This window comes from Winogradskyella sediminis, assembly GCF_003387355.1.
Taxonomy (GTDB): Bacteria; Bacteroidota; Bacteroidia; order Flavobacteriales; family Flavobacteriaceae; genus Winogradskyella; species Winogradskyella sediminis.
The window spans coordinates 467,056-493,837 of sequence record NZ_QUNH01000001.1 but is presented as its reverse complement, the minus strand read 5'-3'; the positions used below and the strand labels follow the sequence as shown (position 1 = coordinate 493,837).

Here is a 26,782-nt window from a genome sequence, read left to right as displayed (position 1 = left end):
ATAATACCGATGGTGACAACAAAATAATCTATTTATTATATTGAGTTGCAGTTGCTTTATGTGTAATTATATCAGTTAGTTAGATATGATATTTGAATTTGGTTTATAATGTTTTAAAAAGAAATATTGTCCATGTAGTGGTTATTATAATCCATTATAAAGGCTATAGAATCTATTAACTTCCTACAGAATAAACTAAATAAATTCTAATACAATCTAAATTATTACATTATGAAAAAACTTTTACTTTTAGGTTTGTCATTGGGTACTGCATTTGCATCGTTCGGACAAACATTAGTTAACGATTTTGAGGCTGGTTCTGATGCCTTGCTCAATACAGGAGGTGGTATAACCGCTGCTGTTGTCGCTAATCCGAATATGACCGGATTGAACACTACATCAAACTGTTTACAATTAAATAGAACTGGTGCGCAGTGGTGGATTTTTGCTGGTGTTGATGTAGAGGATTTGACGATAACCGATACCGAAACCAAATACTTAAGTATGATGGTTAATTTTCCGGCACAATCAGATTTAGGGATTCGTTTTGATGCTACTGCAGACGATAATAATGGTAATGAAGTTGTACGACCTTTAAATGAATATGATGCTGCAGCGTCTGGGGAATGGCAAGAAATCGTTTTTGAAATAAAAGATAATCCAACAGCAACAGCGTTTACTTTGGGAACCTTGTATAGACTATCTATTCATCCTGATATGGGTTTTGAAAATGATCCGGTTGGGCAAATTCTTAACGATACAGATATGTTTGGCTATATTGATGAGATTCGTATTTTGGATGCTAACCCTTTACACGTAAGTAGCTTTGAGTTGGATACTAATATTTCAATTTATCCGAATCCAACACAGTCTACCTTTAATATAAAAGTTACAGATAATAGTTCTATTTCTGACGTTTCAATTTATAATATTTTAGGAGTGCAAGTTATGCATGTAAAACCTAATACTAGTGAAGTAAGCTATGATATTAGTCATTTTGTTTCTGGAATGTATCTTGTAAAAATTTCGGATGAAAATGGTCATACCGTTACAAAACGTTTAATGAAACAATAGCGATGTATAATTTGTCAATTGGGTAATCTCATCTTAGATTATCGATTGAGAATACAACATAACTAAAGCTGTGCAAATCTATTTTTGTACAGCTTTTTTGTTTATGGTTTTTAATTTCAATTTTCTTAGATATTCATTTCTTGCTAGTTTATTAATAGAATCAATTTTCTGATTTTTCAAACGTCATAATTAAAACACCACTCTCGGTCATTCTGCGCAATTAACAATTACTTAATAATTCCTTGTCAATCTCTTGATGTCAATCACTGAGGGTATTTTCTAATTTTCTACTCATAGTAGTAAAAGGGAATACTCCATGACGGAAATGACTAAAAATGAAAGAAAATGCGTTCGATATTTAACGCAGGAATTGTCTACAGCAGCTAAAGCGATATTCGAAATAGAGCTGACTTTAGATCATGAGTTAAAAGCAACCTTTGATAACTACAAACTTATTTGGGATAACTATCCTGAAAGTTTAAAAGCCTATGAAGCGCAAAAAGACTTACAATTAGAATCCCAAAATATTCTTAGAACTCAGCGTTCAAAACCAAATGTTATACGTCGGGTTGCCTATAGTTTGGCGGCATGTGTTGTACTTTGTTTAGCCTACGGTTACTTTTCGCATTCCGATGAATTAAGCTATACAAACCAAGTCACTACAAGTAAAGGACAGCGACAAACTGTATATCTTCCCGATAGTAGTTTGGTGATTTTAAATGCATCTAGCGAAATCCAATACAACTCAGATTTTAATATTAAGCGTCAGGTTTACGTCAAAGGAGAGGCGTATTTTGACGTTACGCATAACAAAGAAATTCCGTTTGTTGTCCATACAGAGGATTTAAACATTACCGTTTTAGGAACCGCTTTTAACGTTAATACCGTCTTAGATAATAAGTCGGTATCCTTAGAAAGAGGTAAGGTCAATGTCCTCATTAAAGAGTCTCAAAACAGTCTTAATTTATTACCAAGGGAAGAGCTAATTTATAACACCAAAACCTCGGATGTTACTAAAAGAAACTTCAATGTTACTAAGACTTTAGCGTGGAAAGATAACATGTTAATTCTCGATAATTTAATATTCAAAGACGCCTTATATAAAATAAATAATTTTTACGGAGTAAGCTTCAAGATTACTGATGAAGAAATTAATCAAAAAAGGATCACAGGTGCTTTTAAAGAACAAGATCTAGAGGCATTTATTCACTCCATAGAATTCATCGCTGATGTTGAAATAAAGAAGGTAAATCATAACGAATATCTAATAACTCAAAATCATGAAGATTAAAAGCATTCGTCATTCAATCATCCCAAGTGAAGACCTTTTTCTATTTGAACAAATTCAAGAAGGTGATACCAAGGCACTCGATGTGTTTTTTAAAAAATACTATGACAAACTGTGCAGATTTGGTGTTTTGTTCGAGTCTAACATTCATGTTATAGAGGAAAAAGTAGACGATGTTTTTATTCAATTATGGTCTAATCGAGACCAACTTAATAAAATTAAAAATCCAAAATCATATATCTATGCGATACTAAAAAACGATCTCCTAAGAATTAAGAACAATTACCAAACAAGACCACTACAAAACGACGACCAGTTAAATAGCAGTAGCCTATATCCAAGTATAGAGGATGAAATCATTGCTAACGAACAAAAAGAAATTAATAAAAATGTCATTAAAAATGTTTTAGAATCCATACCAAAACGTACCCGTCAAATTTTTGAAATGAGCAGAATTGACGGATTTAAATACAAAGAAATATCAGAACTATTAGACATAACCCCTAAAACCGTAGAGAATCATATTGGGTTAGCCCTCAGGCATATCAGCTCTAATGTAAGCAAGCTAAAGTAGAACAATACACTATTGAGCAATGTTAGCTTATGCTTTTAATCCCTTAAGATTATATCAATCACAACTAAACAATAAAAAAATCACAACTTTATGAAACACCAAAAATTCATATTAAGTACTGTCATCATCTTGGCAAGTTTATTAAATGTTTACGGAAGTACACATACAACATACAATATTGAGCATTATAATATTAATACTAACACTATTAATTTACAGTTAAAAGAAGCGTCTTTAATTCAGGTGTTTAATTTAATTGAAAAACAAACAGATTTAAAATTCATTTATATTTCTAACGCACTTTACCAAAACACAAAAGTTGATTTAAATGTCAATAATCAACCTTTAGAAACCGTGTTAAAGACGTTAAAGCAAAAATCGCCAATCGATTTTAAAATTACAGATAATGGCATTTTAGTTAAGCCGATAACCCAAACGGTTTCTAAGATTAATCAAGAGAATATTACCATAAAAGGTGTGGTGTACGACGAGACTAATACGCCTGTGTTAGGAGCTAATATCTACGCTACAGCGTATAATATTGGTGCTGTAACGGATTATGATGGCCAGTTTACAATTACCGTTCCTGCGGATACGAAGATGTTAAAAATCACTTACATCGGATACGAAGACGTCGATTTTCCTTTAGATGGTCAATTAGAAATTGTAGTGAATTTAAAACCTCACTTTGCAGCACTGAACGAAGTTGTTATTACAGGACAAGGTGCTAGTGTACAACGAAAACGGTTATCTAGTAATGTTGAAGTGCTTAAGTCTGAAGATTTAGCCGGTTTGCCATCGCAACGTATAGATCAATTGATTGCCACCAAATTACCAAATACGCAGATTAATTTTACCGGAGGCCAGTCGGGAGCAACTACATTAATTAGATCTCGAGGTATTAATTCAGCCTTTCTCAGTTCAACACCAGTATTTTATATCGATGGTGTGCGTATGGATAACTTAAACACCACTAGTGCTTTAGGTGGTGGTAGTGCACAAGGTGCTGCTATGAGTTCTATCGCAGATATTCCAATGGATAATATAGAGCGTATTGAGTACATTAATGGTGGAGCCGCAACCACATTATACGGTTCAGATGCCGCGAACGGAGTAATTCAAATTTTTACCAAAAAAGGAAGCTCTAGAGGAACACAAATTACAGCTTCAACGCAAATGGGAATCATAGCGCCAACTGCAGATTTCCTTTATTTTGATCGCTCTAAAGACTTATTATTTGAAACAGGAACTTATCAAAAATATAACTTAAGTATAAGTGGAGGTAACTCTGAAGGTTTTGGTTATAGTTTTTCTGGAAATTTTTTAGATAACACCGGAGCTCAAATTGCAGAAAATAACGCCAACAAGAAAATAGATTTTAGCACTGGTTTTAAAGCGAAATTAGGAGATAAAGTAACCTATAATAGTTCTTTTATTTATGTGAATAATACGTACAACAGAAACCGAAATGGTAATCAAGGAGGATATACAGGTTTATGGTTTGCAGAAAGTGGTGCTTCGGTTTTAAAAGGGTTTAACAATAGGTTAGACGACCTTAGTGCTGCCGAGTTTAGTGAAATTAAAGATTTTGTGAAAACTGCAGAAGAACTACAAGACAACGAAATTTCAATAAATAGATTTACAACCTCTCAAAGTTTCGCTTACAAACCTGTAAATAATTTTGAAGCTAAATTTGTTGGAGGTATCGATTATAGAGTTCAGAACGATCAAACCATTCAAACCAACGAGTACTTATCACATACAACTCAAACTCGTGTTACAGACGAAGGCAATATAACCAATGTAGAACGTAAATATTTTGGTATTACTTTAGAATTAAGTGCACAACATAAATTTGAAACGGGTAACTTTTCGTTTATCTCAACTCTAGGTGGCCAGTTGTTTAGAAACTCAGATCATCAAATTCAGTACACTGGTACAAATATTAGAGATGGAGCCGAAACGATTAGCGATGCGGCTATAAAAACAAGTGAAGAATATTTAGCAGAAGTGCTTAACTATGGTTTCTATTTTCAAGAAAATATAGGGTTTAAAGATAAGTTGTTCTTCGACTTAGGTATTCGTGGCGACCGTAACCCCTCATTTGGTGATAATATCGGTACACAATATTACCCTAAAGCTGGTGTGTCTTATTTAGTAAGCTCAGAACCTTGGTTAGAAAATGCAACAGCTATAAATTCTTTACGATTACGAGGAAATTACGGTGTCGCAGGTAATTTACCACCTGCTTTTGTAAATGAAAGAACTATAGATTTTGATGGTTTTTTAGGAGAACAAGCCGCCTTTTTTGGACAATCTGGAAATCCGGATTTAAAACCTGAAAAAACCACAACTTTCGAAGTTGGAATAGACGCAGCCTTGTTTAATAACAGAGTAAACTTATCGGTAGGCTATTACAATGCAAATACCAAAGATGCCTTGTTCTACGTGCCGCCAACACCATCTAGTGGCTATGCAAGTAGTCAATTGTACAATATCGGAGAGATCGAAAATAAAGGATGGGAAATAAACGCCAACTTTATTCCTATTCAAACCGAAAATGTAACTTTATCGCTTAATGTATCTATAAATACTTTAGATAACTTAGTCGTAGATTCCGGAGGTGTGGCGCCATTTAATATCAATGGATTTAGTGCTAGAACCATTCAAACGGTAGTGGAAGAAGGGTATCCTATCGGCTATATTAGAGGAAACTATGGAACTTTTGATGAGAATGGTGTTTTAGAGTCTACAACGGCACAATCGTATTTAGGGACTACGATTCCAGATTTATTTGGTAATCTAGGAATGAACTTCGCTTATAAGAACTTCAGTTTCTATGCCAATGGTAGTTACCAAAAAGGAGCTTACGCTAATAGTTTCGATCAACAGTTTAGATTTCTATATGGTGCTTCAGATGATATTGTACCAGCTGCTGAGGTTGAAGCTAACGGCACTTCAAATTGGTTGAATTTTACAAACTTATTTACAGAGAAGACTGATTTTATAAAAATTAGAACCATGGGAATAAATTACAATTATATCCCTAAAAACACCAAAACTATTAAATCCGTATTAATTGGTTTTAGTGTGAATAATCCACTCAATTTTACAGCATCGTCATTTGATCCTGAAGCTACCATTAGTGGTTCAGCAACGGGTCAAGGTGGTGCTTCTACTGGTGGTATTTCTTACGCTACGTACTCTGCGCCTAGAGAATTTTTAACCTCATTAAAAATAAACTTCTAAAAACAAATAACATGAAAACAGTATATATATACATCACCGTTTTGTTTCTGACACTTACCGCATGTGTCGATAACCCTAATGTTACCGAAGAGGATTTCTTGGATAATACTAACTCTGCAACGAGTTGGATTATGGGAATTAAAAGACAACTTGCCTTAACCATGAATGAGATCGTCATCAATTCTGAAATGGTATCGGATAATTATTTTAACAATTATACACTTTATAATAAAGTCTATGATATTCCTCAAATTGATTATACAGATATCGATGGGAATAGTATGCAAGTTGAAATTGGAGCCTTAAGAGAAATGGCAGAATATGCTTTAGAAACGGTATTGCCTAGCGATCCAGATGCAACAGCACAACAATGGTCTTATGCTTATTTTGCTAAAGCTTACGCCTTAATATTATCTGGTGAAAATTTCACGGGTTTACCAATGAACAGTAATGGTGAGGCTTATTCGCCAAGCGAATTATTAGACGCGAGCCTTAGTTATTTAGATCTTGCGATTGAAAACGAAAGTGATGCTGAAACCATTTCAGCGTACCAGTTATTAAAATCTAGAGTGTACCGTAGTTTAGGAGATAGAGCGAATGCAAAATCTTTTGCTCAAACTGTAATTAGCAATACTAGCTTGTTGTTTACTGTAGAATTTGATGGCACCAATGGTGTTTCTAATGAAATTCAAAATGCCACGTTTACAGCTAGCGAAAATAGATTTGCACCATTACCAAGGTTAGACTTTTTAGACCCTAAATTTTTTGATATAGGTACGGCTGCAGAAGATCAAAAACCAATGGCTCTTGCTAAAGTAGAAGAAGCGTATTTAATTTTGGCGGAAGCGTATACGGCTGAAAATAATTTGGAAATGGCAACCGCTACATTACATGATTTAATAGACAATGTGCTAAGTGCGAGACCTGTGATGTATTTAGATGATAGCGAGGAATTAAGAAATGGAACCAACAGACAAGATTACCCAACCACAGCGGTAGATGTTCGTTTTGAAAGTGGACAAGAATTTAGATCGGGTTATGTCTTAGATAGACAAGCAGATCTTATTCCTGTTTACACTGTTTCTGGAACAAGCGTTTCGCATCTGGCTATTGATGCAGCCGAAAATATAGATGATGTATTATACCTTATTTATTTAATGCGTCAAGAGATTTTTATCAGTGAGGGTAGACGTTCAAACGACTTAGGTATTAAGTTTCCTGTGTCTCAAACCGAACAGTTAAACAACCCTAATATTTCAGATGAATTTACAGTGCCTGTGATTCCTAGTTTTATTCCTATGGAACTTGGTTTAGATGATTTTACTGTAGATGAAACGACAGGAAATGTGACGATGCTTTACGATATGAATCGTGTGTTGGTCGCCAATAAAACGTCAACTCACGTATTGCCTTTTAATTAATTTAGAAATATGAAAAAGCAATTGAGATATATTTATGTTCTGATATCAGCGTGTTTTGGCTTCAACCTTATCGCTGCACAAGAGGCAAAGCACTTGGTGATTATTAGTATCGATGGGTTTAGACCAGATTTTTATTTGCAAGACCAATGGCCCACTCCTCATATTAAGGATTTAGCTCGTAATGGTATTGCAGCTAAAGGGGTTAATGGCATTTTTCCAACGGTGACCTATCCATCACATACCACTTTAATTACGGGTGTAGGTCCAGATAAACATGGGGTTTATTACAATACTAAAGTTTCGGAAGAAGGTACAACAGGTAACTGGTATTATGATTTTAATTCTGTAAAAGCGGAAACCTTATGGGAAGCTGCTAAAAACGCCGGATTAAAAACAGCTTCTGTGTCATGGCCTATTACAGTAAATGCCAATGTTATTGATTATAACATCCCCGAAATTTGGTCTTTTGATAATCCGAGAGATCGACGTGGTGCGACTCAAAAATATGCAACGCCTAAAGGTTTGTTTGAAGAGGCTATAGCGAACGCAACAGGTAACTTAGACGTGAATGATTATAACTTAAGTTCCTTGAGTATGGATCAAAATTTGGGTCGAATAGCTGGCTATATTATCAGAACCTATATTCCAAATTTATTAACGATTCATTTACCAAATACCGATGGAGCACAGCATAGAAATGGACGTGATGGTGTTGGTGTCGAAAAGGCAATTGCTGGAGCCGATCAAGCTGTCAGTACGATAATGGATGCTTTAAAAAAAGCTAATATTTTAGAGCAAACCAATATTATTATCACTGGAGATCATGGTTTTTACACGGTACATTCTAGTATTGCTGCCAACCTATGGTTAAAAGAATTAGGGGTCTTGGATAAAGACACCTTCTTTATAAGTACTGGTGGTTCGGCTTTCTTACATATGAAGGATAAAAACGATACCAAAACATTAGAAAAAATTGTAGATAAACTCGAAGGTTTACCTTTTAGTATTAAACAAGCGTTTCGAATTATCTCAAGAGATGAGATGACTTCTAGAGGAGCTAATCCGGATGCTGTTTTGGCTTTATCTGCAAACGATGGTTTTAGTTTTAATAATGATAGAGAAGGAGATTTGATTAAACCGGCACATGGTGGTAAACATGGTCAGTATCCAGATACTAAAAATATTCAAACGGGTTTTGTAGCCTATGGTCCAGATTTTAAAAAAGGTGTGGTGTTTTCTGAAATTCAAATGGAAGATATTGCAACTATAGCTGCTTATGTTCTTGGAACGCAATTAGAAGCTTCTCATGGAATTGTATATAAGAGCATGCTAAATGATAGTCGTAAGGATTAATAATACCAATTATTAAATTTTTTACAATAAAAAAGCAAGAGTTCGGTTTCTCTTGCTTTTTTTATGCGATTATATTTTATTTTAATGTTATGACTGATACTTTTTCTTTAACTGCGTTAGCATTTCTGAAGTCATTTTTTTAAGATCAAAATCGTGGGACCAGTTCCAATCCTTTCGCGCTACGCTATCATCTATAGAAGTTGGCCAACTGTTTGCAATGGCTTGTCTGAAATCTGGTTTGTAGCTCATTGTAAAGTCTGGCATTTCAGTTTTAATACTTTCTGCAATCTCTTTTGGTGTAAAGCTCATAGCCGCTAAATTGTAAGACGATCTGATGGTAATATTTTCAGAAGGTGCTGCCATAAGTTCAGTGGTCGCTTTTATAGCATCATCCATAAACATCATAGGTAAGTTGGTGTCTTCAGCTAAAAAGCTTTCGTATTTACCTTCTTTTATCGCTTCGTGATAAATTTCAACAGCATAATCCGTAGTTCCTCCTCCAGGCATAGCCTTATGGCTAATAATACCAGGATAACGAATGCTTCGTACATCTACACCATATTTGTCGTGATAATATTCGCACCAACGTTCACCGACTTGTTTGGTAATACCGTAAACGGTTGTTGGCTCACAAATGGTATGTTGTGGTGTGTTTTTGTTTGGTGTAGTTGGTCCAAAAACAGCAATACTGCTTGGCCAAAATACTTTTTTGATTTGTCCGCCTTTAGCTAAATTAAGCACATGGAATAATGAATTCATATTGAGATCCCATGCTTCCATCGGATATTTTTCGCCTGTAGCACTAAGTAAAGCAGCCATAAGATAAACCGTATCTACATTATGATTAATACAACAATCTTTAATGGCATTAAAGTTTTTAGCATCTAAAATTACAAATGGTCCAGCATTAACCAACTCTAATTTTCTAGTATTAATATCACTTGCAATAACATTATCTACACCATGAATGTCTCTTAACTTAGTCGTTAATTCTGTTCCTATCTGCCCACAGGCACCAATGATTAATATTTTTGAAGACATGTGCTCTTTTTGAATTTTCGCCAAAAGTAATAAGAATTTAGGCGTCGTAATATTAAAATTTTCAGAAAAAGAGAGCGTTATTAAGAATTCTTCAATTTAGTTTCTGTAGCACATACTAAATCATTACAATTGATAGTTTAGTATATTTACAGTCAAAATTAGTTCCGCTATATGAAAATTAAATTCGTTGTTTTATTATTATGTGGTGTTATAGTTATGAGTTGCGATGACTCTGGTAATAGCACTACAACAGATATAGAAGCCACAGAAATCCCACAAGAGCGCAAAAAAATTACAGCTAAAACTATTGAGAGCATTGAGTATATGGATTATGCACTGAGTAGCGAAAGCGAAAATGCAATTGCGGCTTGGGACAGATATCACGAACTAGCAACACAAATCGGTTATTTAAAGAAAGCAGATTTTTCTTTTTTTAATGGTGATTTAGACCTCCTAAAAAAGTTTATAAAAGAATTTAAAACGCAGATGCCAGAGCAGTTTAAAACTAATTTAATTATTTCAAGAAATGCTATCGTTGAAACAGAGCTTTTAAAGCTTAACGAAAACCTAACGATAGATAATATTAGTAGAGAGGAAAAATTATCAAATATAAAAGCCCTTTTTATAGCTTTTTCTAATCTTAATTATCTCATTAATAAAAAGCTTGAAGGTGATTTTTATAATCAAATTCAACCAGAATAATTATAAAACTAAAAAAGCAACTCATTGAGCTGCTTTTTTTGATTATGTTCTAATATAAAGTATTATTCTTTTTTCTCAGCAGCACGTTTAGCACGTTGAGCTTTCTGAGCCTCTAACGCTTCTCTACTAATCTTGGCAAGATTAAAATTAGGATCTATAGCTAAGGCATCGTTCATAAATTTTAAGGCAGCATCCATATTCGTTTCTTTGTTCTCAGTAAATGTTAATAAGCCTTTAAGGTACATTAATGCTGCTTTCATAGATGTTTCATAAGGTTGTTGTTGCTCGTAAAACGCACGCTTCATGTCTTCAGTAACATTAGCCATGGCGTAATCAATGTTTAATCGTGCGCCAACTAAGTCCTTAGTTTGAATTTTCATTTCAGCCATCTCATAAGCCAAATACACATTTGGGTTGCGCTTATATAATACTTCAAAATGCTCTAAAGCCATTTCTATTTGATTAAGATTTTTTAATGCTAAAGCTTTTACCTCTACATTCATGTCCGAATCTGTTGGGTTTTTCTCTACACCAATGGTGTTTAAAGCTTGCATATATTGTCCTTCAGAAAGATAGATATAAGCCAACGTATCTTTACGTGCTACAGAAGGTTCTAAAACATCGAGATGTGTCATGGCGTTGATAACACCTTGCTTATCACCTTGCTTTTTCATTTGCTTGTAATAGGCTTCATAATGTTTTTTTAACTCTGTATTTGTCTGTGCAAATACAGCTACTGAACATAACATAAGTATTGCAGTTGTAATGGTCTTCATTTTTTTTAGTTTATTGTTCTTTGATTATTTTAATTTTAAAGTGCTAAATCTATAAAAATTAATAAGAAAGGGTCTTAAAAATCTATTAATTTCTAGGGTATCTCCTTAAAGGTGTACTTTAATAGTTGGACCAATAGTGAGCTATCGATGAGTTTTCCTTTGCTTTTTGTTACTGAGTTAAACTCAGGTAGTGGTAAATTATGATGTTGACAATAATCTATATAATATGTTTTTTTACTTGGATGTATTGGGTATGCAGCGTTTAAGGCTACATTCCATAGTTCATTTTTAAGTATTGTACTGATGATCGCTATACAGTCGGTTTTATGAATTAAATTAATGGGAGCTTCAGGATTTGGGATATTGGTTTTTCCAGATAAAAATTTAGAAGGATGACGGTCCTTATCCACCAAGCCGCCAAAACGTAGAATAGTCGTTTTAAAATTAGGGTTGGTGCTAAGCATTTGTTCAATGGCTATAAGTTGTTTACCACTTTTGGAGGTAGCATTTGGAACTGTGTTAGACCTTATAATAGGATAGTGAAAATTATCTTTATAAACGGAAGTAGAACTAATGTATAATACCTGTTTGATGTTGTGGTGTTCTATAGCATGCATAAGATGCTTTATCTCTGCCACGTGATTTTTATTTGGCTGTTTCCTTAAACCAGGAGGAATATTAATAATTACGATATTACTTCCGATTAAAAACTTGGAATAGTCCCCTGAAATTGTGGTTTCTGATAAGGTGACTAAAAACGGTTGAATACCATTACTTTTTAAAACACTCAACTTATCTGTTGAGGTCGTAGAGCCATTTGTGGTATAGCCTTCTTTAATTAATTGTTGAGCTAAAGGAAAGCCTAACCAACCACAACCAATGATGCTTATTTGTGTATTCAAATTTTTATAATAAATGTTTTGGGTAAAAATACGGAATATATGTGCTTTTGTGTTTTGATTTTTTTAAATGGTTAATTTTCAGTATTTTTAGAACAATCTCTAACCTTTAAAATTATAACGTTATGGCCATAAAAAGTTTTCAAGGATCTCGTAAGCAACAAAATACTAGCGATGTTACACAGTTAAAAGTAAAAGATTATATGTCTACAAAACTTATAACGTTTAGACCTGACCAAACAGTTCAAGAGGTGGTAGAGGCTTTAATAAAACATAAGATTTCTGGTGGACCTGTGGTAAATGAACGGCAAGAGCTAGTAGGTATTATTTCGGAAGGAGATTGCCTAAAGCAGTTAAGTGAAAGCCGGTACTATAATATGCCACTTAAGCACGATAATGTAGAATTACGGATGGCTAAAGGAGTCGAAACTATTGATGGTAACATGGATGTGTTTGATGCTGCTAATAAGTTTTTAAATTCTAAGCGACGACGTTTCCCAATTGTAGAAAATGGTAAACTTGTAGGCCAAATTAGTCAGAAAGATATTTTAATTGCTGCGCTGGAGTTGAAAGGCGAAAATTGGAACAGTGCTACAAAAAAAGGTAATTAATCATCGCGTTTAACCAAGGCGTAATATTCCCCTTCAAGAGGTAAGTAACCTTGGTCATACACAAAATAATAGATGGTGCCAGCTTTGGTTGTGTAAGTGCTAGTAAAATAATTAAAATCGAAACCTTTTTCAACCATTTTAGCTCTAGAGCATTTCATCTTCTTATGAGGATTTAATGCTTCTAAAATTCTGTAATTTTTGCGCAATCGGTTATTGGTATTTCTAATAAGATTTTTAGAATCTTTATTTAGACGATTATTTTGTGCATTTCTACAGCCATCGCTGCAGTATTTTTTATCTATTCTACCTACGATTACATCACCACATTCCGGACACTTTTTTCGCATAACTTTAAATTAACTTCTTACAATATACTAATTTATAACGTTATAGGGAATTGGTAATAACAACAGTATTGGTGTTGTTTACTTTTTTGTATACATCAACTTTATAGACTTTTGTTTTAAGGTAGTTAATGAGGCTTTCAACGTTAGTTATATGAGATTCTTTAACAGAGGCATTAAAAAGTAAAGATCCTTTAGAAGATTTTGTTTTTAGAATATAATCCCAGAATGCTGTGCTTAAAAACTGATCTGGTACTAAAAGATCGATATACAGGTCAATTATAATAAGGTCGAAAACTTTGGTATTGGTTTCAACAAAATGAAACGCATCTGCACAATGGATTTTGAGATGGTCGTTTTCTACAATTCCAAATTCAGATTTTGCGATGTCAATAATAACAGGATCTATTTCTACAGCTTCGATAGAGTTGGTATAATTAAAGTGGTTTCTAAGTGTTTTAATCACACTACCTCCACCCATGCCTAAAATTAAAATAGAATTGATTTTAGAGAATTCAACCTTCTCTAGTCCAAATTTTAATATGCGCTGTAAAGACCCATAACTGTAATTGGCATTTTTAGAATTGAGGTGTTTTTTTCCATTATACCAAGTAATCTCTAGTGTTCCACTGTATTTAGATTCTATGGTTTTGGTAATAGGATAAATGTAACTGAGCAATGGCTTCATCGTTACCAAGAATTGGTTTTTGGTTTTAAGATGGGCTCTCCTCTTTATTTTTATTGTACTTTGTATAGCTTATATTTTTCTTTTCTAGAATAGCATAAAACTTGCGTGGTGAGATTTTTAAGTCCTTAGTGACCTCGCTTACTTTTTTCTTCCCTTTTTTATAAAGTTTTAAATTTTCATTGACTTTTTTGTTGAAGTAATAGTCTTTCAGTTTGTCAACAATTTGTAATTCTGTTAAGTTAGAGTCACTCGCATAGTTGTCAATTTCTGCTTTAATAATTGATAGTTTACTTTTCATAAGTGGTATTTTTTCTTCTTCTTCTTCTTTCTGTTTTACTACCTATTGCAGGTGGCTTTCTTTTGTACTAAAATAAAAAATAAATATTAAACCATAAATACCGTAAGGCTTCACATTAACCATGGTTAGTGATAAAGTTCTTATTGTTAGAAATTTAAAATGACGATAAGTATCTTCATTTTTGATATACATTTTATGGTCTGTTTTTATTCATTTAACATCCAGTCAATTAAATTTTGAGTATCTACAATGGCCCAACTATGTGGATGTCGATCTCCATTAGAACGATAGCCTTTATTTTGTGTAGGAATATAAGAGACGTCTTTAAAGTTATGATTTTGCAACGATTGAGAAAGCTTTTTTATATAGTACGCATTTAATTCGTTGTATTTGGCCATCATGGTGTTTTTCCACCATAACGTGTCTGGTTCTGTATACAATCTAATCTTAGTGTTTTTAAGATTTTTAATGTTGTTGAAGTTGTTGGTCTTAGACGTAAAAACAGCATACTTTTCATAACGTGATAGACTATCATTTGGATGACCAAATGTAGAATTTAAAGTTTTAAGCAACCAAGTGCTTTCTTGCACTGCAGCATTAGAGACGTTACGATCAACGTTTGTTTGTGCAGTGTTGTACAAGGCGACTAAATCGATTGGTGAATCTACAATAAAAACACCCTTAGGAATAATGTGTGCTTCCTTATCTGTTAATGCATTGCTAACTAAAAGGGCCATATTACCTCCACTTGAAAATCCACCAATGTAAACATTGTTAACCGATAAATTATGCAATTTAAAAATGCTGTGAAATTGTTCTGTTAATTGGGTAAGTTCTTGTTCTTTTAACCATATTTTTCGATTGTAATTCATGTACAAAACTGCGATATTATGGTCTTTGGCTTTTTCAAGAATTTTAAATTCGCGTTTAATGTCTGATGCATTCTCTGGAAAGCCACCAAAAAGCACTAAAACAGCATTTGCAGGTTGAGATGATGTATGTAATTCATAGTCTTCTTCTATAATATCTTTAAATATAATCGGTGTTACGGTCGTTTTCGTTTCGTCGTTATTATTCTTACAAGAAAAGTTAAGGTTAGCAAAGATCAATAGGCATAACAATTGTTTTAAATAGCGCATGGTAGTTTTTTTAATTCAATTATAATCTAAGACTCCAAATTTCGTGTATAGGATCTCCTTTGCTCGAGAAACCTGTATGAATCCATTGATCATTTTCAATTTTAAAATTGAATTCTAAAGATATACCAGCCTTAGATGTATCTTTTGAAAAGAATTTTATATGCTCGGTGTATATACCGTTTTTGGTAGTATAGGTGCCTCCTCCTGTTCCTAGAAATTGTTTGGTTTTCGTATTGTAAGCAATCCATTGAAATCGTGTGCCAGATAAAATTTTCATCGTTTTCCTTGGTCTACTAATATCTCTTAATTGTGTCTTTCCGTTTCTTACTCTGCCAGACATCAGCCAGGCCCCTTGCAGTTGTCCTGGGCTTCCGTTATCTATTTTTACAAATTTTAATTGACTCTCAACAATTTGAAAAGCATCTGTAGTTAACTTCACTTTATAATCTACTTCAGCACCTACTAGTTCAGGATTATCAGTGTTAAACTCTATGGTTTCAGTAATGGTATTATCCATTATAGACCAAGAACCTCCATTACTTTTTATAAATTCTCCGGTTGAAGTATTATAGGTTGTAGAGACTTGGTAGGCTTCTGTAAAAATAACGACGGTTTCTAACTGGTCTCCTTGGGCTGTTGTGGTTGTGTTTTTCCAAGCTCCAATAAGGCTTTGGGCATCAGAGGAAAAGGAGACTAATATGCAAGTGAGGACTATAGCAATCTGTTTCATGTTTATCTTAATTTGTAAACGTATGTTTATTTTAAATTGTAAACGTACTTTACAACCGTATGTGGTACGATTTATATGCTAAAATAATAGTAGGAAAGTGGATTTTATAGGGATCTGTAGCCTTAAAGATACGGATATATTTGGATTATTCTTCAATTTTTCATTCTCGTTTGGTCATACGTGAAATGAAAGTTGGAGTTAAAATCTTAAGAAAAGTGTGCCTTTCAGGCTTTATTTTAAGTGTTCAGAAGAGTTATGGGGTTAACTATAGGTGAAATGAACACATTGTTGTGAGTAGTTATTTTATTTTTTCATTTTTATTAAAATCGGGTATTTCTTTCCACTTATATAAGTCCAACCTGCTACTAAAATCCAATTATCGTGAATACTTAAATTTATCTCCAGATCATTGTGTTCCATAAAATATAGAGCTGTTTCATAATCGTTTTGATTTTTTTCGTTGATTACTATCTTATTCTTGTTTCCAAGGTCAATTTCGCGAGCATAAAATTCAGGTGAATAAAGTCCATATCCGAATTCAAAATCATCGTTTTCGCATAGATTTTCAAAAACATTTTCATCCGCTTTGATTGTTAAGTCAAAAATTTTATTTCCGTCAATTTGTATGGTTGTATTACCGGAATCAATTTTAAAGTCAAATTCTCCAATAGTGAACTCTTCTTTTATTTCTTCCTGTTTCTTTTTAAAGATATTTATCATTTTCTCAAATTACCTACAACGTGTTTATGTAAGATTAGTTGCGCGTTTAAGTAACTAATTTAGCCAATAAAAACCGAATAGCATATTCCGCAAGAATATTCGTAAATAGGCTAGAACTAGCAATGAATTATACACGGTGTTGTGAGCAGTTATTTTATTATTAATTCACTTAAAGGTTTGATGTCTATAGAATTTAGCTTTAATTTTTCCATAGCTTTATTCTCAACTTTCTTACTTGAAAAACTAATAAGCAAGTCAGAATTTGATATTTCTGGATACCTCAAAGAAGTTCCTTTCGATAATTCAATAAGTTCTTGATATCTATCTTCATTCTCTCTAACAAAACCTTTTGGTACTTGGTTAGGGCTTAACCAAATCCAACTTCCATCTAATTCACTTCTATACTCGTCATATCCGTGAGCAAAATTATCTGGTTCTTCAAATTCGATATTTAGTGTTTTTTCAAGTTCTTTAGAGATTTCCGTAATAGTTTTATTTGTTCTGATAACTAACTCATCATCTATGTCATAATCAAGTTGAGTTAAATATTCCGAGAAAGATTCCGCAATTAATCTTTAACTATCACTTTCTACACTGATATAAGTTATCTGTGGATTTTCTTTGTTTTTTCTATAATCAAGACATATATGCCAATGTCCATCGCCATCAAACGGGATTAATCCGTTTAGTTCAAAACTTACCCAATCTTTATAATCTGTCCAGTCTACATCTGTAAGAGAAGGGAAATGCGGACCAATTCCATAAATTTGTTCGTTTAGAGATTCCTTAAGTGTTTTTCTGATGTAACCTCCGTTTTGAATTTTCAATAATTCAACAAGCTCTTTAGGTAATTTATATCCTAATTTTATTTCTGCATTTTCCAAAATTTCATCAGTCAATTTAGGTTGCAAATATGGAAGGTAAATAGGCTTTTGCCAGATTAATTCTAATTCTATCATTCTCGGTTTTCTCTAATTACACACAACGGTCTCGTATAACCGTCAGTTACGGATAAATATACGGAGTTTTTCGGTTAAGCACTGACGTTAGCAATTCCGAGTGGATTCGGACGTAATCGAATTCGCCGTAATTGCGGTTATACATTGTTGTGCATAATCTTAAATCATTAATATTTCCTTCTTAATTTCAAAGTATCATTAAGTTTAATAATTCCTTGACCTTCATCATACTTAATGTAGGTAAAATGTGGGAAAATTAAATTTGAGTCTATCATTCCGTTTTCATAATCAAGCGTTGGAATATTATTCAAGTTTTCAAATTTGCTTTTATTCATTGAGATATACATAATTGAAAAGTCTCCTGAATCTAATCGTTTTGCTTTATAAACCATTGTTTTGAACTGAAGGTCTTTAAGATTAATCGAATCTCCAAACTCTTTTCTTTCTTTTATGTAATCAAGTTCAAATACATTTGGGATAAAATGTACACTTGTTTCACCAGGAACGACTATCTGAATTACAATATTATTCGCTCTAGATTTTCCATTATTTACAATGGGATAAGCAAGTTCAATATTTTTTGGTCTAAAAGGATCTAAATCTGGATTATTTTGATGAATTTCAATTACCGGTAATAATTCAGCTTCTATCCCTTTTTTATAGGTTTCATAATATGGACTTTGTAAATAAACTCCATAAATGGTAACCGCACCAATGATAAATCCACCTATCCATTTTGATAAGGAATTCAGAGTTTTTATAACTTGTGATTTTCTTTTTTTCTTCTTCTTACCCAATTTTTTTCAGCTTGTGCCCAACGGTTTTGTGTATGGTTAGTTGCGTGGTTAGGCAACTAAATTAGCAAACTTTTACGAACCCGAGAAAATTCCGCAGGAATTTTCGCAGGTAAGCACATAAAAAGCAATTAATTATACACGGTGTTAGCCACTGCAATTTTTGTTAATCAGCTATTAATTTATCGTATTCCTCAGAGCTTTTATAATTTTTAAATCCCTCTAAAGAGTTGATTTTCCATTTCAAATCTATCTTTTTTGCTGTTATCTCATAATTCATAGAGTGATATTGGTTTCCTGTTTTCCAATTTAAGTTGAAAGTTGCTAAACCATTATTAATTTTTAAATCATCTATAATTATTGTTTCCCAGTATCTGTCGGGAAAATCTTGACAATTACACCATTCATCTGCTTCGTATGCCCAAATTGGAATTCCGTCATTTATGTTTCTCCATTCAGTTCCAGCTTTTTTAATAGATTTATCAATATTGGACGCAATGTTCTTGTGGTAAATTATAAAATCGTTTGTAAAGAAATTTGTTTTGTTGAGTATTTGTACATTCTTATCGTATGTATTCCAATCAATTCCAATAAAAATACTGTCATTCCCTTTTTCATAATTTAGAGGTAAGTCTGGAAGATAAGTTTCAGAATGCCAATAGTATGCTTTTCTCATTAACTTAATTAGCTCTGTGCTATCATTTTCGATTATGTTAATTATTTCAGCATCATCAGTTTTTATTTCCTTTTGATTAACCTTAGAATTTTGCTTTTTCGATTCAGAACAATTGGTCAAAAAACCGAAACCAAGGAATAGAATTATTATGTGAAATTTCAAATTCATATGTAGTTTTTTCATTGTTGTGGCTAACGGTATTGTGTATGGTTAGTTGCGTGTTTCAGCAACTAATTTAGTAAACAAAAACGAACGCGAGAAAATTCCGAAGGAATTTTCCAAATAAGCAACGACCAAAGCAATTAATTATACACGTTGTTAGGCACAGTATTTATTTTATTCCGCTTTGTTCAATTAAGAAAATGATATTGGTTCCAGTCAAATTTAAACCATATCTTGTCATTTCATTGTCAACTATTTGCGGTGTTTGTCCTTGTCCATGTCCACCTAATTTGTTTCGAATTGTAGGGATTCCACTTTCAAGTAAGTTCTTTAAAGATGTAAATTGATTTTGGGTGAAAGTCGGAACTAATTGATTTTTAAAACAGATTTGTATTAAAGTTTTAGCTGTGTCAGTCTGTTTATAAGTCCATCCTTTTTCAGAACAAATAATCTTCATTGTACTTTCAAAAGCTTTCAAACATTCGGTTAAACATTCTTTATTTCTTCCGTGTCTATAATGTTCATGAGCTTTTAAATATTCCTCATTTGCTCCATCAAATTTATTATTCCATAATAGCGAAATCGTTGGTTTTGTTATTTCAGCATGAGTATAGGTCGAATCAACTCTTATAATTTCACTTCCGTCAAAAGAATAACCAATTCCATGTTCTTTAAATCGTTCATTTAGTTCTTCTATAGCCTCATCTGGTTTAATTTTAATTTCAGTATTCCATTCATATTCATCAAAAGATTGTTTTATAATTCTATCTATAAATTTAAACGAGAGTTCAATTACATCAATTGCTTTTTCAGTATCTTCAGTTGATAAAAGGAAGTTCAAAACGTGATCTTCATCATTTTTTGAATATCTATCTCCTAAACTAAAAATCCCATATTCACGACAAAGAGTTTGGTGTATAAAGTCATAAGCTTCTTCAGGTTTATCTTCATGTCCATGTTTCCTAATTCCAATAGCATCTTTTATGATGTGAATAATCTGAACTCTTAAATGTTGTGGAATATTATCATAAGTATAAATTTCAGGAAATTCGCCTCTTAATCTCTTTTGTCTTTTAGAAAATAAATCAAATATTGCCATTTATTTATTGAATTGAAGTTGGTTTGGTCATATTGTGCCTAACGGTTTTGTGTATGGTTAGTTGCGTGTTTAAGCAACTAATTTAGTAAACAAAAACGAACGCGAGAAAATTCCAAAGGAATTTTCCAAATAAGCAACGACCAAAGCAATTAATTATACACGTTGTTGGCAAATCGTTTTTTATTTCAGTTCATATTCTTTTTTAAAAACAAACTCAATCGGTTTGTCTTTCATTTCCATTCCGTTGTATTCAAAGAGCGTTTCATTTGTTGCGTTTTCTCCATTTTCTCCAAATAAGAACGAAATCGAATTCCGAGTTGTTAAATCTCTATTTTTTAATTCTGCAATAAGTTCGTCGAAAAAATATTCAGAGTCGAGTAAGTCGTCTTTATATTCCGTCAGTTTATTCAATTCCAGTTTGCTAAACCACCAACTTTCCATAAAATCCTCATCATAATATTCTAATTCAGAATCTTTGGCAAATTCAGATTCGGGATTGTCGTCGTTTTCATAATCAAAATTAAGATAGTTTTTGTAGAGTTCGTCTTCAGATTCAAAAGTTCCAATCCAAACGCAAATTATCTTTTTAGTCATAAATTCTTAAATGTTTGCCAACGGTCTCGTATAAGATTAGTTGCGTGGTTTAAGCAACTAATTTAGCAAATAAAACCCGAATAGAAAATCCGCAAGGATTTTCGTAAGTAGGCTAGAACCAAGCAATTAATTTTATACATTGTTGGCAGTAGTTATTTTTTTATAATATCAAATTCCTCAAGTTCTTTAATTGTTAGCATAGTTTTATTTTGTTGAGCTTTTCCTTTTATGCGAATAGGCCATTCGTTTTTATGAGCTTCTATGGCTTCAATATATTCATCACTTCTAAGAATAATTTTAATTGTTTCTGTATTTCCAGAAACATCAGCATCAATAGTAACTTCATTTTTGGTCGAATGTAGAGGTGATGAAGAAGAAAGTCTTTTAATGTATCCAATTGCCTCTAAAGGAACAACCTCAAGTAAAAGCTTTTTTACATCTCTTAAATATTTTGTAAAATATGGAATACTTTTTTGAACTCTTTCAGTTTCAATTTTTCTAATTCGGTTGTGCGATGATAATTGATATTCTAAATTATTAATATGTGATTTTGTATAAATATTTTTTATGGAATTGAATAACTCATAATTTAAAATGGGTGAAATATCTTGAAGATAATTTTCTGTAATATCCATTTTAATTTTAGCATTAAATATATTCTCCTCTAGGTATTCTAAAGTATCAAAAAGTTTATCATTTATGTCTTCAGTTTCAATTTTAGAGAAAGCTGTATAAATTGTGTCGTTTGGAATTTCTAACCTTGTTACATAACTTCCCTTTTCGGTTTGTAAGGCTCTACAGCGATTTAAATAGCCTTCTACTTCATATTTTGCGTCTCCAAAAATTGGTTTATTAGTAGCTGTAAATATTACTGCTTGAGATAAAACTTTTTTAAAGTTTTCTAATGAGTCAATATGTTTCTGAAATGAAATTGTTCCGTCAGATGAATCAGCGTCAAAAATTCTATATTTTAAAATTGAATTCTCTTTACTAAATAATATTTTTAAGTCCTCTTCATTCGATTCCGTTGGTAATGCAAATATTAAGTCTTGAATTAATCTTTCAATGTAATTATCAAAACCTTTTTGGTTTTTTGACATTTTAGGTAATTCCAATAAATAATCATTTGGTAAGCCAATATTTTTAGGCGGTGAAAAATAACCAAAAAGATTTCCTTCTCTCTCAAGTTTCCAACCTCTAGAGATAAAATAATTTCTTATAAATATTTCTTTATATCTGCTCATTAGTCTAGTGCTGAAAATTGAACATCATAAAAGTCCATCGCAATTCGATTAGCTTTTGGAATATCAATTGTAACTGTGTATTTATTTTGCGAATGTAATTCTCCTGAAGGAATTTGAAACCAAAAAGCACATTTTTTTAAAATCAGTTCTTCCGGTTTTAAATTGAGCCATTCATTCTTGGTTTCAGGCATTATAAATACAGCTAAAATTAAAGGAATAAAAGAACCATTTTCATTAGCTCGGTCAATTAAATCATTATAGTTTTTGACTTCAAGGTCATACTTGACAAATGTTTTAGATGTATCGTCATAATCACGAACATACTTTTCAGAAACAGCTTTTACTTGGATATCTATAGCTTTTCCTGTTGTCAAATACCTCTTTCTGATAGGACAAAGTTTCGCTTTTCTGATACTTAAATCTGTACCATAGTCGCGATGTATGGAATTAAAATATCCATTTCTACTGGCTATAAGTTCTAAATAGCCCTTAGATATTTCTTCCATTATATCATTATCTGTCATATCTTTTTTTTAATTACTGCCAACTATCCATTATCAAAACTTCAAATAGTGTTCTCTAAAATACAACAAAACCAAAGAATATCAACAATTAGTCATTTTCAAACGAAAACAAATATTTACAAACGTATGTAAAAGGGTAACTACCGTATAGTGCTTGGAGGTCATCTCATATTTGCAGTGTCGAAACATAAGAACTCGATAGTATTAACTGTTTAACCATTAAAATTTAGAAATTATGAACACACTTAAAAACAAAGTACAGTTGATTGGTAACTTAGGACAAGACCCAGAAATCACCAATTTTGAATCCGGAAAAATCCTAGCAAAATTTTCTATTGCGACAAACGATAGTTATAAAAATGCACAGGGCGAAAAGATTACAGATACGCAATGGCACAATGTTGTAGCTTGGGGGAAAACGGCTCAGATTATTGAAAAATTTGTTACAAAAGGTAAAGAAGTAGCCATAGAAGGGAAGTTAACTTCGAGATCTTGGGAAGATAAGGATGGTATAAAACGCTATATTACGGAAGTGGTTTGCAACGAACTTTTAATGTTAGGCAAATAATCCGTAATCTCAATTTATATAAACTAAAAAGAGCAGCCTTATGGCTGCTCTTTTTTTATAGTATTAATCAGTGTAATTTACTCGACTGTTAATGTGTATTGAGGTGTAGGATTTAATGGACAGAAATAGACATATTCTCCCTTGGTTAAGGTGGTCACGTTACTAGAGGCCTTAGTGTTATTTTCTACAGCTTTGGTCACGTATGCCGTTTTAATATGATTTTCGGGTTTAGTGGCATCTTTTCCTTTAGGGACTAATACAAAACCAACTTGGTGCCCAACGTTGTTGTTAGATATTTCAAAAATGTAATCTCCTTCTTCTAAGGTCACTGATTTTTCGGTAAATGCTCCTTTTGTTTGTTCTAAAGATACGGTTGTCGCTTTAGTTTTCATGTGGTCTTGTGCATGCCCTGTTAAAGTAAAGGTTAATGCGAACGCTACAATGGCTACGATAGTTTTCATTTGTTTTTAATTTTAAATTATTATTAATTATAAAGTTTCTAATTCTAATGGTTGTGCTAAAGGAAAATCTACAGGTACTTGGGTTGTGCTATGTATATAATTAGAGATGGTTTTTTCTCCAACTAAAGCAATGGTGTCGATTAAATTTCCTGTAGTATAACCAGCATTGAAGAAAAGTTCTAATGCCTCTGTATCTGTTTTTCCTCTGTTTTCAGTGATGTTTTTAGCTAATTTAGCTAGAGCATCAAATTTGCTGTTTATCGAAGAAAAACCTGCTCGTAATTCTAATATTTGTTGATCGTTAAAACCATTCATTTTGGCAATTGCAGTGTGAGCAGAGAGACAGTAAATACAATTATTAACTTCACTTACTGCTAAGTTAACGACCTCTTTTTCTTTTGCAGATAAGGACGTTTTTGCATTGGCGAAATTCAAATAATTTTCTAAAGCTGTATCACTGTGCGCGTAAGTGGCATATAGATTTGGGACAAAGCCTAAAGTTTTATTTAGGTTGTCGAAAATAGCTTGGTTGGTACTGTTAACGTCTTCTTTAGTCGGAATATTAAATGTAGTATTCATAATGTAAATGTTTGTTCTGAAATATGTTCAGGTTATTTATTTAGTTGTTGTTATATTTGGTGAGTACAAAGTTGCGCTATAACACCGTGAGAAAACATGCTAGTATTGCCCTAAAGCATGTCATTTTTTCCCTTTGGTGTATTTTAGCTTACAAATGGCTTTTCGGCATCACAATAAAAATCGTGAAGGTGTTTTTGTTCGCAATGCGTTTTTGTATTAATAGTGTTACCTATTTTTTTTGGACTGTTTGCAAATATCTCTATGAGATTAAATATAGATTTGATTTTTAGTTTCATCTTATTATTGTTTTAATATTACAATGCAAAGATGCGCGAGCAAGAGGTGTATTAAAATGAAGAATTTGCCCTAAGACATGTCAATTTTTCCTAACTAGAGCTTTTTAAACGTTTTTTGTAATCTGAAGGAGACATCGAAGTCATTTTTTTAAATAAGCGACTTAAGTGGGAAGCGTCTTCAAAACCGATATCGTATGCAATTTCTTTAGTTGTTTTATCTGTGTACACTAATTGTCGTTGCGTTTCTAATACAATACGATTATGAATAATTTGTAGAGGACTTTGGTTTAATTTGGCAAAATTATTAGATAAGGTCTTGGGTGATTTAAATAATTTTTCAGCATAAAACGCAACACTGTGTTCGGTTTTAAAATGTTGTTCTACTAAAAAATTAAAGGTTCTTAGTAAATCGACTTTAGAGCTTTTAGGAGAGGACACAATCCCTTCTTTAGCTTTTAATAAACGTGTACTTTTAATAATAAACCGTGCCATTAGCATTCTAAGCATTTCAGCTTGTATATTATCTTTAGTATCCAATTCGTCTATAAAAACGTCGTGTAAGGTTTTATACTTTTGTTGTTCGGTTTTGTCTAAATGAATCACAGGAATATTAGTATTTCCAAAAAAGAGAATGCCTACACAACTTACCTCTTGGTCGTGATCTTTAATACAGTAAAATTCACTATTAAATTGATAGATTATAATGTCATTACCACTGTTGTATTGAAGATATTGAATAGGCGTTAAGGCTAAAATACTATGTGGCGGAACAGTAAAAGGTACATTATCAATAACGAGATCGATCGCTTCAGATTTTGCCCAAATAAACGTATATAACTCACACTGTTTTCCTTTTGAAAAGGGGAGAAGATCGGTTTCATTTCCAATATTGAAAATAGCATTTGTTGAAAATTCTTTAAATGTATGAGTCATAGCTACTGAGTCTCATAACAAACCAAAAAATTACAAAACAAGGATACGAATGCTATAATTTTGTAGTTCAGCGAAAAAACTTCTTACTTTTAAATTTATTACAAAAGGTGTATTTTGAAGCTTTTTAGATGTCATGAAACATTCTCACTTTTCTGGCCAAATAGTTTTAAATTCTTCACAAACGATGAGCATATCTTCAGTAGGTGTTTCACCACTTTCTACCATAGAACTTGTAAAAAAGTCCCAATGTGCTTTTTTCCATTTTTGTAACGGATTAGTTGAGATGCCCATATCTAAAGCAGCATAGCTTTTAGGAATCTTATTAAAGGGAATAGTATCTACTTTTGTAATTTCAATGATAGCTTTTGCAGCGCCATTAAAATTGGTTACAATATGTTTAGTGCCTATTTTAGGTAAATCTGCATTAGCATCCTTATACCAGGTATATAGGCCTGAACTCGCTTTCTTTTTTCCACTTAAAACCAATGCAGCTAAGCGATTTGCATCGTCCCTATTATCATGGAAATACCAAGATTCAGGAAGCTCGTCTTGTGGCAACTCGGGATGGGATTTGAGGTATGCTTGCCATATCTCATAAACGGATTTGTCTATGGATTTTTCTTGTTGTATTCTAGTTGATGTTTCGCTTTTACAAGCTGTTATTAGTATAAGTAGAACGCATATTAAGTTTCTAAAGTACTAAAAAAACAAAAACAGCAACCTTATCGGTTACTGTTTCTGGATTATAAATCTTATACAGGTTTGAAGTTCGTAATATATTTAAGCTACTTTTTTTAGTAAATCAAAGCAAGGGCATTTTTTACAGCGCTTATTTTCCGCTTTCTTATATTTTTTACAACACTTGGATTTTACTTTACCTAGGGCTTCTACACCAGAGGCCTCAAGTATTTTTAAGCGTTCTTTTTTTAACTTTTTATTTTTCTTCTTTTTACCCATCTTTAGTTTCCTCTTTAAAGGGAGGTTGT

Annotated in this window: 31 protein-coding genes; 9 read left to right on the top strand and 22 right to left on the bottom strand. The window is 32.6% G+C overall.

What is annotated here, in order from left to right; genetic code table 11:
* The first annotated feature begins 231 nt into the window (after positions 1 to 231).
* The 6 genes from C8N41_RS02115 to C8N41_RS02090 all read left to right on the top strand — a co-directional run bounded on the left by C8N41_RS02115 (position 232) and on the right by C8N41_RS02090 (position 8,959).
* Positions 232 to 1,074 (top strand): T9SS type A sorting domain-containing protein, encoded by an 843-nt coding sequence (locus tag C8N41_RS02115; protein WP_115838044.1) that lies wholly within the window; start codon positions 232 to 234, stop codon positions 1,072 to 1,074.
* A gap of 370 nt (positions 1,075 to 1,444) precedes the next feature.
* Complete coding sequence (locus tag C8N41_RS02110) at positions 1,445 to 2,365, top strand: FecR family protein (RefSeq protein WP_170137074.1); 921 nt, start codon at positions 1,445 to 1,447, stop codon at positions 2,363 to 2,365.
* Positions 2,355 to 2,936 carry an RNA polymerase sigma factor gene (locus C8N41_RS02105; protein WP_115838042.1) on the top strand — a complete coding sequence of 194 codons (582 nt, stop codon included), beginning with the start codon at positions 2,355 to 2,357 and terminating at the stop codon, positions 2,934 to 2,936. Before C8N41_RS02110 ends, C8N41_RS02105 begins: the two co-directional genes overlap by 11 nt.
* Before the next feature lie 90 nt (positions 2,937 to 3,026).
* The gene (locus C8N41_RS02100) at positions 3,027 to 6,185 is read left to right on the top strand and encodes a SusC/RagA family TonB-linked outer membrane protein (protein ID WP_115838041.1); all 3,159 of its coding nucleotides are present in this window, start codon (positions 3,027 to 3,029) and stop codon (positions 6,183 to 6,185) included.
* 11 nt (positions 6,186 to 6,196) lie between these two features.
* Entirely contained in the window at positions 6,197 to 7,606 is a 1,410-nt protein-coding gene (locus tag C8N41_RS02095; protein ID WP_115838040.1) for a RagB/SusD family nutrient uptake outer membrane protein, read from the top strand.
* A gap of 9 nt (positions 7,607 to 7,615) precedes the next feature.
* A complete protein-coding gene (locus C8N41_RS02090; RefSeq protein ID WP_115838039.1) occupies positions 7,616 to 8,959 on the top strand; it encodes an alkaline phosphatase family protein in 1,344 nt (447 codons plus the stop codon).
* 87 nt (positions 8,960 to 9,046) lie between these two features.
* On the opposite strand, the gene C8N41_RS02085 is transcribed toward C8N41_RS02090, so the two are convergent.
* Entirely contained in the window at positions 9,047 to 10,000 is a 954-nt protein-coding gene (locus tag C8N41_RS02085) for an NAD-dependent epimerase/dehydratase family protein (RefSeq protein WP_115838038.1), read from the bottom strand.
* Positions 10,001 to 10,171: 171 nt separating this feature from the next.
* On the opposite strand from C8N41_RS02085, the gene C8N41_RS02080 reads away from it, so the two are divergent.
* Positions 10,172 to 10,702 (top strand): hypothetical protein, encoded by a 531-nt coding sequence (locus C8N41_RS02080; RefSeq protein WP_115838037.1) that lies wholly within the window; start codon positions 10,172 to 10,174, stop codon positions 10,700 to 10,702.
* Positions 10,703 to 10,764: 62 nt separating this feature from the next.
* On the opposite strand, the gene C8N41_RS02075 is transcribed toward C8N41_RS02080, so the two are convergent.
* Positions 10,765 to 11,478: a hypothetical protein gene (locus C8N41_RS02075; RefSeq protein WP_092446214.1), complete on the bottom strand. Its 714-nt coding sequence runs from the start codon at positions 11,476 to 11,478 to the stop codon at positions 10,765 to 10,767.
* A 92-nt stretch (positions 11,479 to 11,570) separates the two neighbouring features.
* Complete coding sequence (locus C8N41_RS02070; RefSeq protein ID WP_249033223.1) at positions 11,571 to 12,380, bottom strand: NAD(P)H-binding protein; 810 nt, start codon at positions 12,378 to 12,380, stop codon at positions 11,571 to 11,573.
* 122 nt (positions 12,381 to 12,502) lie between these two features.
* Between C8N41_RS02070 and C8N41_RS02065 the strand changes: the two genes are divergently transcribed.
* Entirely contained in the window at positions 12,503 to 12,988 is a 486-nt protein-coding gene (locus C8N41_RS02065; RefSeq protein ID WP_092446219.1) for a CBS domain-containing protein, read from the top strand.
* Here C8N41_RS02065 and C8N41_RS02060 read toward each other — a convergent pair.
* From C8N41_RS02060 to C8N41_RS02000, 13 genes are all read right to left on the bottom strand, one after another.
* Positions 12,985 to 13,335, bottom strand: coding sequence for a hypothetical protein (locus C8N41_RS02060; protein ID WP_092446221.1), 351 nt, complete (start codon positions 13,333 to 13,335; stop codon positions 12,985 to 12,987). The genes C8N41_RS02065 and C8N41_RS02060 overlap by 4 nt on opposite strands.
* 40 nt (positions 13,336 to 13,375) lie before the next feature.
* Positions 13,376 to 14,020, bottom strand: a complete 645-nt coding sequence (locus C8N41_RS02055) for a spermidine synthase (protein ID WP_092446223.1) — start codon at positions 14,018 to 14,020, stop codon at positions 13,376 to 13,378.
* A gap of 25 nt (positions 14,021 to 14,045) precedes the next feature.
* Positions 14,046 to 14,318, bottom strand: coding sequence for a hypothetical protein (locus tag C8N41_RS02050; protein ID WP_092446225.1), 273 nt, complete (start codon positions 14,316 to 14,318; stop codon positions 14,046 to 14,048).
* A 206-nt stretch (positions 14,319 to 14,524) separates the two neighbouring features.
* The gene (locus C8N41_RS02045; protein WP_115838035.1) at positions 14,525 to 15,457 is read right to left on the bottom strand and encodes an alpha/beta hydrolase family protein; all 933 of its coding nucleotides are present in this window, start codon (positions 15,455 to 15,457) and stop codon (positions 14,525 to 14,527) included.
* A gap of 19 nt (positions 15,458 to 15,476) precedes the next feature.
* Positions 15,477 to 16,187 carry a DUF4488 domain-containing protein gene (locus C8N41_RS02040; RefSeq protein ID WP_115838034.1) on the bottom strand — a complete coding sequence of 237 codons (711 nt, stop codon included), beginning with the start codon at positions 16,185 to 16,187 and terminating at the stop codon, positions 15,477 to 15,479.
* 303 nt (positions 16,188 to 16,490) lie between these two features.
* The gene (locus C8N41_RS02035; protein WP_092446231.1) at positions 16,491 to 16,907 is read right to left on the bottom strand and encodes a hypothetical protein; all 417 of its coding nucleotides are present in this window, start codon (positions 16,905 to 16,907) and stop codon (positions 16,491 to 16,493) included.
* A 575-nt stretch (positions 16,908 to 17,482) separates the two neighbouring features.
* Complete coding sequence (locus tag C8N41_RS02030; RefSeq protein ID WP_115838033.1) at positions 17,483 to 17,866, bottom strand: SMI1/KNR4 family protein; 384 nt, start codon at positions 17,864 to 17,866, stop codon at positions 17,483 to 17,485.
* Between the two features lie 167 nt (positions 17,867 to 18,033).
* Positions 18,034 to 18,663, bottom strand: a complete 630-nt coding sequence (locus tag C8N41_RS02025) for a hypothetical protein (protein ID WP_115838032.1) — start codon at positions 18,661 to 18,663, stop codon at positions 18,034 to 18,036.
* 163 nt (positions 18,664 to 18,826) lie between these two features.
* The gene (locus C8N41_RS02020; RefSeq protein ID WP_115838031.1) at positions 18,827 to 19,519 is read right to left on the bottom strand and encodes a DUF3828 domain-containing protein; all 693 of its coding nucleotides are present in this window, start codon (positions 19,517 to 19,519) and stop codon (positions 18,827 to 18,829) included.
* A gap of 148 nt (positions 19,520 to 19,667) precedes the next feature.
* On the bottom strand, positions 19,668 to 20,597 hold the full coding sequence (locus tag C8N41_RS02015; RefSeq protein ID WP_115838030.1) for an STM4504/CBY_0614 family protein: 930 nt from the start codon (positions 20,595 to 20,597) through the stop codon (positions 19,668 to 19,670).
* 180 nt (positions 20,598 to 20,777) lie between these two features.
* The gene (locus C8N41_RS02010; RefSeq protein WP_115838029.1) at positions 20,778 to 21,191 is read right to left on the bottom strand and encodes an immunity 22 family protein; all 414 of its coding nucleotides are present in this window, start codon (positions 21,189 to 21,191) and stop codon (positions 20,778 to 20,780) included.
* Between the two features lie 152 nt (positions 21,192 to 21,343).
* Positions 21,344 to 22,435, bottom strand: a complete 1,092-nt coding sequence (locus C8N41_RS02005) for a hypothetical protein (protein ID WP_115838028.1) — start codon at positions 22,433 to 22,435, stop codon at positions 21,344 to 21,346.
* Complete coding sequence (locus tag C8N41_RS02000; RefSeq protein WP_115838027.1) at positions 22,435 to 22,959, bottom strand: DUF4365 domain-containing protein; 525 nt, start codon at positions 22,957 to 22,959, stop codon at positions 22,435 to 22,437. The genes C8N41_RS02005 and C8N41_RS02000 overlap by 1 nt, the downstream gene beginning before the upstream one ends.
* Positions 22,960 to 23,194: 235 nt before the next feature.
* Here C8N41_RS02000 and C8N41_RS01995 point away from each other — a divergent pair, with 235 nt between their 5' ends.
* Positions 23,195 to 23,527 (top strand): single-stranded DNA-binding protein, encoded by a 333-nt coding sequence (locus C8N41_RS01995; protein ID WP_092446236.1) that lies wholly within the window; start codon positions 23,195 to 23,197, stop codon positions 23,525 to 23,527.
* 77 nt (positions 23,528 to 23,604) lie between these two features.
* On the opposite strand, the gene C8N41_RS01990 is transcribed toward C8N41_RS01995, so the two are convergent.
* From C8N41_RS01990 to C8N41_RS16870, 6 genes are all read right to left on the bottom strand, one after another.
* Positions 23,605 to 23,988 carry a cupredoxin domain-containing protein gene (locus C8N41_RS01990; RefSeq protein ID WP_115838026.1) on the bottom strand — a complete coding sequence of 128 codons (384 nt, stop codon included), beginning with the start codon at positions 23,986 to 23,988 and terminating at the stop codon, positions 23,605 to 23,607.
* Positions 23,989 to 24,015: 27 nt separating this feature from the next.
* Positions 24,016 to 24,567, bottom strand: a complete 552-nt coding sequence (locus C8N41_RS01985; protein ID WP_115838025.1) for a carboxymuconolactone decarboxylase family protein — start codon at positions 24,565 to 24,567, stop codon at positions 24,016 to 24,018.
* Positions 24,568 to 24,710: 143 nt separating this feature from the next.
* Positions 24,711 to 24,863 carry a hypothetical protein gene (locus tag C8N41_RS16875; RefSeq protein WP_157724059.1) on the bottom strand — a complete coding sequence of 51 codons (153 nt, stop codon included), beginning with the start codon at positions 24,861 to 24,863 and terminating at the stop codon, positions 24,711 to 24,713.
* 90 nt (positions 24,864 to 24,953) lie between these two features.
* Positions 24,954 to 25,796 carry a helix-turn-helix domain-containing protein gene (locus C8N41_RS01980; protein ID WP_092446242.1) on the bottom strand — a complete coding sequence of 281 codons (843 nt, stop codon included), beginning with the start codon at positions 25,794 to 25,796 and terminating at the stop codon, positions 24,954 to 24,956.
* Positions 25,797 to 25,940: 144 nt separating this feature from the next.
* Positions 25,941 to 26,354, bottom strand: coding sequence for an ASCH domain-containing protein (locus tag C8N41_RS01975; RefSeq protein WP_249033222.1), 414 nt, complete (start codon positions 26,352 to 26,354; stop codon positions 25,941 to 25,943).
* A gap of 222 nt (positions 26,355 to 26,576) precedes the next feature.
* The gene (locus C8N41_RS16870; RefSeq protein WP_170137073.1) at positions 26,577 to 26,753 is read right to left on the bottom strand and encodes a hypothetical protein; all 177 of its coding nucleotides are present in this window, start codon (positions 26,751 to 26,753) and stop codon (positions 26,577 to 26,579) included.
* Positions 26,754 to 26,782 lie beyond the last annotated feature (29 nt).

Excerpts from the sequence above, each read along its gene's own strand:
- C8N41_RS02085 (WP_115838038.1), bottom strand. The coding sequence starts at position 10,000 with ATGTCTTCAAAAATATTAATCATTGGTGCCTGTGGGCAGATAGGAACA.
- C8N41_RS02100 (WP_115838041.1), top strand. The coding sequence starts at position 3,027 with ATGAAACACCAAAAATTCATATTAAGTACTGTCATCATCTTGGCAAGT.
- C8N41_RS02080 (WP_115838037.1), top strand. The coding sequence starts at position 10,172 with ATGAAAATTAAATTCGTTGTTTTATTATTATGTGGTGTTATAGTTATG.
- C8N41_RS02020 (WP_115838031.1), bottom strand. The coding sequence starts at position 19,519 with ATGAAAAAACTACATATGAATTTGAAATTTCACATAATAATTCTATTC.
- C8N41_RS02105 (WP_115838042.1), top strand. The coding sequence starts at position 2,355 with ATGAAGATTAAAAGCATTCGTCATTCAATCATCCCAAGTGAAGACCTT.
- C8N41_RS02010 (WP_115838029.1), bottom strand. The coding sequence starts at position 21,191 with ATGACTAAAAAGATAATTTGCGTTTGGATTGGAACTTTTGAATCTGAA.
- C8N41_RS01990 (WP_115838026.1), bottom strand. The coding sequence starts at position 23,988 with ATGAAAACTATCGTAGCCATTGTAGCGTTCGCATTAACCTTTACTTTA.
- C8N41_RS02050 (WP_092446225.1), bottom strand. The coding sequence starts at position 14,318 with ATGAAAAGTAAACTATCAATTATTAAAGCAGAAATTGACAACTATGCG.
- C8N41_RS01985 (WP_115838025.1), bottom strand. The coding sequence starts at position 24,567 with ATGAATACTACATTTAATATTCCGACTAAAGAAGACGTTAACAGTACC.
- C8N41_RS02030 (WP_115838033.1), bottom strand. The coding sequence starts at position 17,866 with ATGATAGAATTAGAATTAATCTGGCAAAAGCCTATTTACCTTCCATAT.
- C8N41_RS01980 (WP_092446242.1), bottom strand. The coding sequence starts at position 25,796 with ATGACTCATACATTTAAAGAATTTTCAACAAATGCTATTTTCAATATT.
- C8N41_RS02065 (WP_092446219.1), top strand. The coding sequence starts at position 12,503 with ATGGCCATAAAAAGTTTTCAAGGATCTCGTAAGCAACAAAATACTAGC.
- C8N41_RS02095 (WP_115838040.1), top strand. The coding sequence starts at position 6,197 with ATGAAAACAGTATATATATACATCACCGTTTTGTTTCTGACACTTACC.
- C8N41_RS01995 (WP_092446236.1), top strand. The coding sequence starts at position 23,195 with ATGAACACACTTAAAAACAAAGTACAGTTGATTGGTAACTTAGGACAA.
- C8N41_RS16875 (WP_157724059.1), bottom strand. The coding sequence starts at position 24,863 with ATGAAACTAAAAATCAAATCTATATTTAATCTCATAGAGATATTTGCA.
- C8N41_RS02045 (WP_115838035.1), bottom strand. The coding sequence starts at position 15,457 with ATGCGCTATTTAAAACAATTGTTATGCCTATTGATCTTTGCTAACCTT.
- C8N41_RS02060 (WP_092446221.1), bottom strand. The coding sequence starts at position 13,335 with ATGCGAAAAAAGTGTCCGGAATGTGGTGATGTAATCGTAGGTAGAATA.
- C8N41_RS02055 (WP_092446223.1), bottom strand. The coding sequence starts at position 14,020 with ATGAAGCCATTGCTCAGTTACATTTATCCTATTACCAAAACCATAGAA.
- C8N41_RS02015 (WP_115838030.1), bottom strand. The coding sequence starts at position 20,597 with ATGGCAATATTTGATTTATTTTCTAAAAGACAAAAGAGATTAAGAGGC.
- C8N41_RS02075 (WP_092446214.1), bottom strand. The coding sequence starts at position 11,478 with ATGAAGACCATTACAACTGCAATACTTATGTTATGTTCAGTAGCTGTA.
- C8N41_RS02000 (WP_115838027.1), bottom strand. The coding sequence starts at position 22,959 with ATGACAGATAATGATATAATGGAAGAAATATCTAAGGGCTATTTAGAA.
- C8N41_RS02040 (WP_115838034.1), bottom strand. The coding sequence starts at position 16,187 with ATGAAACAGATTGCTATAGTCCTCACTTGCATATTAGTCTCCTTTTCC.
- C8N41_RS02035 (WP_092446231.1), bottom strand. The coding sequence starts at position 16,907 with ATGATAAATATCTTTAAAAAGAAACAGGAAGAAATAAAAGAAGAGTTC.
- C8N41_RS16870 (WP_170137073.1), bottom strand. The coding sequence starts at position 26,753 with ATGGGTAAAAAGAAGAAAAATAAAAAGTTAAAAAAAGAACGCTTAAAA.
- C8N41_RS02115 (WP_115838044.1), top strand. The coding sequence starts at position 232 with ATGAAAAAACTTTTACTTTTAGGTTTGTCATTGGGTACTGCATTTGCA.
- C8N41_RS02090 (WP_115838039.1), top strand. The coding sequence starts at position 7,616 with ATGAAAAAGCAATTGAGATATATTTATGTTCTGATATCAGCGTGTTTT.
- C8N41_RS02005 (WP_115838028.1), bottom strand. The coding sequence starts at position 22,435 with ATGAGCAGATATAAAGAAATATTTATAAGAAATTATTTTATCTCTAGA.